Below are 9,053 nucleotides of genomic sequence, written 5' to 3'. Positions count from 1 at the left end.
CTGCATCAAAGTTTACCAGAACTGGCACTGACCGATGTTGAACCAGCTACCACGTTTAACGGCGTGACGTTACCCTATCCGCTTTTGATTGAAGCCATGACGGGTGGGAGTCCAACTACTGGTAAATTAAACGCTAATCTTGCAAAGCTCGCCGCTGAAACCGGCTTGCCTATGGCGGTTGGCTCCCAAAGCGTTGCCTTAAAGGAACCAGAACTCGCTTCGACTTTCACAACCGTTCGGGATTATAATCCCGATGGCATCGTGATTGCCAACGTTGGTGCCGGCCACTCCGTTGAAGCAGCTCGTCAGGCCGTGGACATGCTTGGTGCCAACGCCCTCCAAGTTCACATTAACGTTGCGCAAGAACTCATCATGCCTGAGGGCGATCGTGATTTTTACTGGCTTGACCAATTAGCCGAATTAGTTGCTCGATTAGACGTTCCAGTAATCGTCAAAGAGGTCGGCTTTGGGATGACAGCTAAAACCATTCAAAAGCTAACCGCGATTGGTGTTGCTTTCGTTGACATCAGTGGTCGTGGTGGTACAAGTTTCGCTAAAATCGAAAACTTCCGCCGACCAGAAAAGGACATGCTTTACTTAGATGATTGGGGGTTAACCACCGTCGAGTCATTACTGGAGTGTCGTAAACTGACAAACCGGCCCTACTTATTTGCAAGCGGCGGCATCAAAACACCACTTGATGCCATTAAGGCCTTAGCGCTGGGGGCAGACTGTGTCGGCATGGCTGGCCAGTTACTCCATGTGTTACTCCATCACGATTTAGATGCTACGCAAGATTGGCTCGAACGCTGGCTGTTAGCCTTTAAAAAGTTAATGTTATTGACTGGTAGTCCCACCGTAAAGGATCTTCGTAAATTGTCCCTAGTTTTTTCACCGGAATTAGAATCATTCGCACGACAACGGTTTATTTCGTTAGAATAATCACTTGAACGCAAAAACGCATTCTGAAATACCTGTCAATCATTGGCTGGCATTCAGAATGCGTTTTATTTTATTGTTCGTCTTCGTAAGCTTTAAATCGTAACCCCTTTGGAAAGAAGTTCTTAATCGTTTGACCGACAATTTTTCCAAACGCTACTGGCTGGTGTTCACAGGTCAATCGCGCCCATCCCTTATTAATCGGTAATCCGGTTACCGTGATCGTATCACCATGAACCACTTGGCGCCAATCAGCCATCGTAATTGGAATTTCGGTTTGCACCGCGTTCGCTGGAAGCGCCAGTGCCAGCGCATAACTTGGTTCAAAGCGGTTTTTCTTAAACGTCCCCAAGTGTAAACCGGGCCGAACAACCTTTAACTTACCCAAATCTGGTGTATCGATTGGCATCAAGTAAAGTTGGTCGCCAAACGTCAATAGCTGTTTATGATCAAAGGTCTGCGTTAACGTGGTCTTGGCAAATTTGGCCAATAAGGCTCGTTGTTCAATACTTAAATTGGGGCGCTGGCCCTTAAACTTCTTCGCCGTCCCAATCGCTTCACGACAGCGGAGTTTAGCAACGAAATGGCCTTCACCCTTCATTAGGTGTGGGAACAGGCGCGCTGTACCAGCTAATGCTGGATTGCCATCAGCCCACTCTGGCTTACCATCAACAATGCCAGCCGTTTTCGTAATTGGCACCACCTCAAGTTCAGGGTAGGTTGCCAACAACCACGCAATCATTTGTTCATCTTCCTCTGGTGCAAAGGTACACGTGGAATAGATTAGTTCGCCGCCTGGTTTTAACACCTTAACGGCTTCTCTTAAGATATCGTGCTGCCGATCAGCACATGCTTGCGGATACTCTGGTGTCCAATAACTCATGGCCTCGGGATCCTTACGAAACATCCCTTCACCTGAACATGGTGCATCAACTAAAACCTTGTCAAAAAATACAGGGAAGGTTTTCGCGATTTTTTCCGGCGTTTCGTTGAGGATCAAGGCATTAGCGACCCCAAATCGCTCCAGGTTTTCCGCCAAAACTTTCGCGCGTTTTGGCATAATTTCATTGCTAACGAGTAAGCCCTGATTTTGTAGAAAACTGCTGAGATGCGTTGATTTACCACCCGGCGACGCACAGAGATCAAGCACCCGTTCCCCGGGTTGGGGTTGGGCAACCTCGCCCACAAACATGGCACTAGGTTCCTGACTATATACTGCGCCACTTTGATGCGGTAACGAGCGCCCAGAAACTTTCCCGTAATAGCCCCAGTGAGTGTAAGGGACGGAATCAGTTAACGGGAGATCGGTTGGTTGTTCACGCAACGGGTTCAGCCGAAATCCACTGTAGACTGGCTCATCAAAACTTGCGAAGAGAGCTGGGGCCGAATCTCCCAATAGCCGAGTGTATTTAGTAATAAACGCTTCTGGTAATTTCAAACTCAAAAACTCCTTTTTTCCGAATCTGGCCGGTAACTGTCAACCGGCACTATAACCTTGAAAAGTATACGCTAATTTAAGGTGGAATGCCACCGAGCCGGCCCTGAATAAAGTGGTCGTAGTTGAAACCGGTCAAACAAATGTGTTAAGTTATTAAGCATTACCTATTACTTAGAACGGACGTGACAAATTGACTCAAAAATTAATCGCTATCGACCTCGATGGCACAACGCTGAACAACCAGTCCCAGTTGTCACCAAAAACAATTCAAACGCTAAAACGGGCCACTCAAGCGGGACATATCGTTAGTATCGTAACTGGGCGCCCCAACCGGTTATCTCAACAATTTTACGATCAACTGGCACTCAAGACACCCATGATCAACTTTAACGGTAGTCTGGGACACGTGCCCCACAAACATTGGTCAAAGGAGTACCAGTATACCTTTAATCGTGATATCGTGTTCGACCTGTTACAACACCAACGCGATTTTGACGTTGAGTTGATTGCAGCTGAGGGTAAGCACCTCTTCTTAGCGCATCAGGACAAACCGGTTGAGCTTGGGTTCTTCCCAGTTCAATTAAAAGCGAATGAACTGCTCAGCCAACAGTCGCTTACTCAAAATCCAACCAGTATGACGATTGCCGTTAAACGTCCTCAACAAAAGCGGCTTCAGGCCTACATCGAAGATAAATTCGGTGACCAGGTCGATGTCAGTCCATGGGGCGGTCCAAACAGCGTTTTGGAAATCTGTGCTAAGGGCATTCAAAAAGCCGTTGGTGTTGAACGATTGGCGCATTACTACGGTATCAGCCGAGATAACATTATCGCGTTCGGTGATGAACATAACGATGATGAAATGATCACTTACGCTGGTGTTGGCGTCGCCATGAAAAATGCAACCGATCATCTTAAGTCGCTTGCTGATGACGTTACGCCATTGACCAACGAAGAAGACGGCCTGGCAGACTACCTCGGTCGCGCTTTGAAACTGGCGGAATAGGTTGTTATCTACACATAAATAGCTAAAGGGGCCTTGAATTCGAATTACCAATTCACGGTCCCTTTTTCGTGTAGATTCGCTGTCGTTTGTGTCCAGCGATAGTGTGCGGAGCGAGACGGGTTGAGAGCGGTGTGTAGGGGCACTTCGGTGAAAGCGCCCGGGCCTGGCGGTTTTATCGAAGTGCCCCTACATGCAGCTCTCAGTCTCGCGCAGCACCATTCGGCGTGGTAGCCAGAAAGCGCGTGGTTGACAAGTTTCCACATCTTCAGGAACCCTAGAAATGACAGTTTAAGTGACGCCGAATTTTGTAGCCTGAGAGCGCTGATTTTTATGCGGCTTTGGCGAGCGAAGCGACGACAAACAGCCAACACCCAAATCGCACCCAACCCTTACGCTGGACACAGGCGACAGTAAAAAAGCCTTGAAGCTCTTTTCTCCAAGGCTCTCTTATTAGTTTAATTGGACAGCATGCGCGATCAAACCAATTGCTTAGGCTGAAGGATCGACCAATGGTTGCCACCAACTAGCATGCTGTTTGTACCATACAATTGTTTGCTGTAATCCAATTTCAAAGTTTGACATAGTGGGCTGCCATCCCAGTTCAGTTGTAAGTCGCTCACTTGACATTGCGTAACGTAAATCATGCCCTAACCGATCTGAAACGTGGATGGTTGCACCAGCTTCAAGTCCCAGTTGAGTGATAATTGCCTGACTGACCTGATTATTCGTCCGTTCCTGATGAGCGGCAACGTTATAAACTCGGCCAGCCTGACCATCACGTAAAATTCGGTAAATCGCCGTACAATTGTCTAATACAAAAAGCCAATCACGGCGGTTTTCGCCACTACCGTAAATTGGAAGTGGTTGTTCACGAAGACCATTAGTCACTAACTTCGGAATTAACTTTTCCGGATGCTGATATGGGCCATAGTTATTCGCTGACCGACTGATGCCAACGTTCAGTCCGTATGACCGAAAGTCGGCCAACACCAATAAATCAGCCGCTGCTTTGGAGGCAGCATACGGACTACTGGGTTTAATTTGGCCACTCTCGGTCACCGGGGGTTCCATTAATTGCTGGTCACCGTACACCTCATCCGTTGACACTTGTAAAAAACGAATCTCAGGATGCGTGCGAATCACTTGTAGCAGATTTAAAACACCGAGCACGTTTGTTTCATAAAATGGCCGCGAATCAGTCAGGCTCCGATCAACATGTGATTCGGCCGCAAAATTAACCACGTGTGTAATTCGATACTGTTCAATAACTTTTTGGACGGTTGCGACATCATTAATATCGGCTTGAATAAAGTGATATCGTGGCGAATCAGCAATCGCCACTAACGATGTCAAATTGCCTGCATAGGTTAATTTATCTAGGTTAATGATCACATCATTCGGATGAGTCGCCAAGACTTGCCGAATAAAATTACTACCGATAAACCCGGCCCCGCCCGTCACTAAAAGTCGCATCATTTACCTCCATTAGTCCGTTTGATCCTCAATGATTATTTATCCCACAATTGTTTAGGGACGGCGAACAGCTGGTTACCAGTCGCCGGCGCATACTGATTAAACAGGACGTTTTTCCCCTTAAGCTGAATATCCGTCACAGTTGCCTCTTGATCTGAGGTAATCATTGGTTGAAATGCAAAGCCAGCCTTCAATAACCAATATCCCTTGCCCACAGCCATTCCAGCAGCGTTTCGAGTCGCATAAATCGCTCGGCCGTTTGAAAAATCAACACTTTGAATCAACGTGTCAGTTGTGAAGTCTAACGGATTATCGGCCGGTTTAAATGATTGGATCACCGTCTTCATGACCCGTAAATCATCGGCTGCCAAAGTCGGTGTTGTCTCAGACGTGCTCGTTTCCAACAAATGCAGTAACGCTGGTTGGTCATAAATTGTCAGTTGCGCATTGAAGTCCGTATCCAACCCCATGATCAGTAATTCTTGTTCATCACTTGAAAGCGCTGCCTCAGCTTTAAGTAACGGTTGATGCATGGGCGTCCCGGTAATATTAGCAGCCGTTAGTTCCGTCAATCGTGGTAACGTATTTCCGGTAACCGTTGCGCCAGCCTCAAACGTGAGTAACCCAAGTTCGGTACTGTACGTTGCTTTCGGCTCATCCGCATCAGGTTGCCCAATTCCCAGCCAGAATTGCGGTTGGGTTGTCGCTTCAATGCCCTCCAACGTATGAACTTCCCCAATGCCAGTTACCCGCATCGTGGTTTCTGGTTGAGCAGTCGCAACCTGAGTTGCTTCATCAACCGCACACGCCGTGATCAACGCATCTTGTTCATCTGGCTGAAGCACGTACAGTGTCGTTTGTCGCCAGTAAAACGCCGTGACTGGGGCTTGTGTTGGTAAGTCATGTATTGCTAAAATGAGGGATGGATTATCCATGCCTAGTTCAACTCCTTAAATTCACATCGTACCCGGTCAATCAAGATCGGCGCTACGTGTTTTATTGCAATAACTACAGTATATCACACGCCAAATAGCGAAATGGAGACGGTTTAAATCTCATTTTTAAAATCAAAATTTACTTCGGTTGAAGCTGCTGGTCAACTGCCGACTACCAAACCGCTTTTCATTAGTGGTGAATTTACAGTTAATCGGTTCCTTGTGGCGCACCAACAACCCGTGATGCAAAGTCCACGATGTGCCGTTATTCACCGGGGCACTCAGGTCACCTTCGTTGCAAAATTGCAAAACGATGGCTGGTACTGGTTAAAACTCGACCGCGCAACGCCCCTTTACTTGCCCTATGCACGTGTGACACCCTTTAAATGCTTCGGTGAGCTTCAAGTGGAGTGTACCAGTGCCTCTGTTCATACCACTTCCGACCGAACTTCTGGCCACCAACCGAATATGACGTATCCTGATCAGCATCAATTTATTGTTGGCCAACCATTGCAACTCCTTTCGGCACCAGAGTGGACGGCCATTCAACAGCCACCCCATCTTCTGCAACCTGGAACCATTGTGCATTACCAAACCCACGTTGATCACGGCCGGTATGGTTACTTGAAAACTGAACGTGGTTTCCTGCCCTACGTTGATCACCAAACTGGGCACTTTTTTGGCAGTGACAGCGACCAATCACCAGTCATAACACCTGAGAAGCAGTCGCAAACGCCCCATATTTACTGGTTAACCGGTCAGTACCAGCTAACCAAACGAGCTGTCTGGGCAAGAACCGCGCCGGATCGACAAGCCATGCCGATCACCAAATTACGCAACGGCACCCGCTTTGACTACCTCGGCAAAGTTTACCATGATCGTCGTGGCTGGCTTGTCATCGAACGGCAGTCACGCTATTTGTACGTGCCTTTCGTAACGGTTTTGAATGCCAAATTAAGTGACTACTATGGACTGGAGCGAACTGGCTCTAAACTCGTTGGTCGGCTTCAAGAACCCTGGACATTTGTTCATCAAGATCCACCTGTCATCCGGTTACAATCTACATCAGCCGAACTGACAGCGCTCAACGCCCTTGAAGCTCAACTAGACCGAGTTCGTCAACCGGATTCACAAGTCATCGGCCTCATTAACGACCTTCACCTTGACCGATACCAAACACCCGCAACGGCCACTGGGTTCCACGATTTATCCGTGATGAGTGCATTTGCCCGTCGTGCTGGACTCGATGCACTAGTCGTCAACGGTGATTTAAACGATGGTCGGCAAACCCTTGACCGTACGATTCAAGATATTGGGACGGCCGTTGCGATTCTTAAATCAAGTCAGCGACCATTCTTCATCACTCAAGGTAACCACGATGACAACTCTGGTTTCGCCCGCTACGTCAACGGCTACCGCACTGAGCAAGTCGTTACCCAGAAATTAGCTTATCAACTTCGGAATCGCGCGTTTGAACATCTTTTAGCTGAATCTGGTCAGTTCTACGGCCGCTATCAATTGCCAAATAGTCGGCTCAGTTTGATTTTACTTGATGCATTTGATATCCCGGACTCGTTTAAAAACGGCTATTTTGCGCGAGGGTATGACGAAGCGCCGAGTGGCATTCACTGGACTGGCATCCTTCAAAATATCCGCCACAGTCGTTCTCGTTTTCAAACCGCACAAGTCGATTGGTTGATCAAAACACTGACTGATCTCAAACCGGACGAGCAGGTGCTTATTTTCACTCACGATAGTCTCCGTCAGGCCACCACTCAACGTGCAGTTGGGCAATTTTGGACGTATGACTGGTTCGCAAACAATCAGCAAGGCGATTACCATCGCTTAACTGAGGCCTTGTCCACGCATCGTCACCAAATCGTCGCCGTGATGTCCGGCCACACCCACGTTGATGACTGGGCCAACACGGACGGCATCAACTGGATCACCACGACCAGCAATGTCGCTGATCGTCGTAAATCACGCCATGGTCGTACCAAAAATGGTCTCACGAGCGCCTGGGACCTCTTAGTCGTTAATCCAAGTAACCGCGAACTTTACCGCCTTCGGGTTGGTTGGCAGGATCGATCAGGTCACATTAGTTCCTGGCAAGTTCGGTTATTCGGCGACGGGACCGACCCTCGTCATCGTTCATTGCGAGACTTACTTAAACAATTCAAACCAACCAAGCAAACGGAAAACACCAAACGTTATAATCAGCTCAGTCAACAAGTAACTCAAGTCTGGCGTGGCTTTCGGGGCTACTTCACCTATTAACGTATCAAATTCATCATCCAAATAAAAACACCACCTACTCAGCAATCGTAGCTGAATACGTGGTGTTTTTATTTAGATTGCGTCAGTTTTAGTCAATAATCAAAACGTACGCGCTTAGGTTGGCCACCCAATATGTATGAACTTGTTCAGGATGGTCGATTGCGATATCGCGCAAGAAATCATTACCTGAGAGTTCCGCATAAATATCATCAAGTGCGGTGAATGTTTCTAGGTAACCGATATTCTTCTGCCAGCGTAAAACTTCACTCGCTTGGGACCAAGTTGCTGGGCAATTATGGATCTCATATTGATGGGCTAATTTCTGCCAATCAGGCATTGAGACTACTGGGACTTTAGAGACTAACATCGTTTCAGGCAATTTAAACACGTTCCTTTCCAAGGACTTAGGTTACCACAAAGTGACCAAGATAAAATGACAAATTAATAAGAATTTATTTGAATCGAACGAAAATTTTAATTAGTTTGCTTATTCAATCAATTACTGGCCATTCGTCTAAAATCTTGAGAAAAACTTAGGGCTTTCCCTTCGCTTTTTTAAGAATTTTCGAGCATAATGACACCATCAAACTAGAAATGAAAGTGGTGAACGAGATGACATTCTTAATTGGGGTCCTTAAAACTGGCCTCGTCTTATTTTCAATCTTAGCGCTGATCGATGTCGCGGGTATTTTGCTCATTTGGATGCTCCGACGCGTGATTCGACACGTTACACTAGCTAACGATTACCTGACCGCGATCCGAAGTGCGCGGGCTCATCAGCGCTTCGTCAATCGGCAACAACAGCTCACTGATGAACAACCACTATTTCAAACCGAATCCATTAAACCTGACCAACATGAACATTAATCGTTTGAAACTTCGACGCTTTTGCCGGAGTTTTTTTATTGTCGCTTGTGTCTAGCGTAAGTGTTGGGTGCGATTTGGGTGTTGGGTGCGATTTGGGTGTTGGGTGCGATTTGGGTGTTGG

The 9,053-nt window shown here is 47.3% G+C and carries 8 protein-coding genes; 4 read left to right on the top strand and 4 right to left on the bottom strand.

Annotated features, from left to right (window positions below; translation table 11 throughout):
* Nucleotides 1-942: type 2 isopentenyl-diphosphate Delta-isomerase (fni, locus tag ACYVR3_RS06275; protein WP_461243527.1), on the top strand; the 942-nt coding region annotated here is incomplete at its 5' end.
* Between the two features lie 70 nt (nucleotides 943-1,012).
* Here fni and ACYVR3_RS06270 read toward each other — a convergent pair.
* Nucleotides 1,013-2,377: an RsmB/NOP family class I SAM-dependent RNA methyltransferase gene (locus ACYVR3_RS06270; RefSeq protein WP_461243526.1), complete on the bottom strand. Its 1,365-nt coding sequence runs from the start codon at nucleotides 2,375-2,377 to the stop codon at nucleotides 1,013-1,015.
* A 190-nt stretch (nucleotides 2,378-2,567) separates the two neighbouring features.
* Between ACYVR3_RS06270 and ACYVR3_RS06265 the strand changes: the two genes are divergently transcribed.
* A complete protein-coding gene (locus tag ACYVR3_RS06265; RefSeq protein WP_057152408.1) occupies nucleotides 2,568-3,380 on the top strand; it encodes a Cof-type HAD-IIB family hydrolase in 813 nt (270 codons plus the stop codon).
* A gap of 489 nt (nucleotides 3,381-3,869) precedes the next feature.
* Here ACYVR3_RS06265 and rfbB read toward each other — a convergent pair whose 3' ends face one another.
* Entirely contained in the window at nucleotides 3,870-4,853 is a 984-nt protein-coding gene (gene rfbB, locus ACYVR3_RS06260) for a dTDP-glucose 4,6-dehydratase (RefSeq protein ID WP_461243529.1), read from the bottom strand.
* A 35-nt stretch (nucleotides 4,854-4,888) separates the two neighbouring features.
* On the bottom strand, nucleotides 4,889-5,788 hold the full coding sequence (locus tag ACYVR3_RS06255; protein WP_461243525.1) for a hypothetical protein: 900 nt from the start codon (nucleotides 5,786-5,788) through the stop codon (nucleotides 4,889-4,891).
* 243 nt (nucleotides 5,789-6,031) lie between these two features.
* Between ACYVR3_RS06255 and ACYVR3_RS06250 the strand changes: the two genes are divergently transcribed.
* A complete protein-coding gene (locus tag ACYVR3_RS06250) occupies nucleotides 6,032-8,065 on the top strand; it encodes a metallophosphoesterase family protein (RefSeq protein WP_461243528.1) in 2,034 nt (677 codons plus the stop codon).
* 88 nt (nucleotides 8,066-8,153) lie between these two features.
* Here the strand turns inward: ACYVR3_RS06250 and ACYVR3_RS06245 are convergent, their stop codons facing one another.
* Complete coding sequence (locus ACYVR3_RS06245; RefSeq protein ID WP_054736046.1) at nucleotides 8,154-8,444, bottom strand: hypothetical protein; 291 nt, start codon at nucleotides 8,442-8,444, stop codon at nucleotides 8,154-8,156.
* A gap of 233 nt (nucleotides 8,445-8,677) precedes the next feature.
* On the opposite strand from ACYVR3_RS06245, the gene ACYVR3_RS06240 reads away from it, so the two are divergent.
* The gene (locus ACYVR3_RS06240) at nucleotides 8,678-8,932 is read left to right on the top strand and encodes a hypothetical protein (protein WP_461243524.1); all 255 of its coding nucleotides are present in this window, start codon (nucleotides 8,678-8,680) and stop codon (nucleotides 8,930-8,932) included.
* Nucleotides 8,933-9,053 lie beyond the last annotated feature (121 nt).

The sequence above is a fragment of the Secundilactobacillus muriivasis genome, assembly GCF_054785195.1.
Note: the sequence above shows the minus strand (reverse complement) of the source record. Positions and strands in the feature narration are given on the sequence as shown.

What these genes read in the sequence shown, in the direction of transcription:
- ACYVR3_RS06240 (WP_461243524.1), top strand. Translation starts at nt 8,678, where the DNA reads ATGACATTCTTAATTGGGGTCCTTAAAACTGGCCTCGTCTTATTTTCA.
- ACYVR3_RS06250 (WP_461243528.1), top strand. Translation starts at nt 6,032, where the DNA reads ATGCAAAGTCCACGATGTGCCGTTATTCACCGGGGCACTCAGGTCACC.
- ACYVR3_RS06255 (WP_461243525.1), bottom strand. Translation starts at nt 5,788, where the DNA reads ATGGATAATCCATCCCTCATTTTAGCAATACATGACTTACCAACACAA.
- rfbB (WP_461243529.1), bottom strand. Translation starts at nt 4,853, where the DNA reads ATGCGACTTTTAGTGACGGGCGGGGCCGGGTTTATCGGTAGTAATTTT.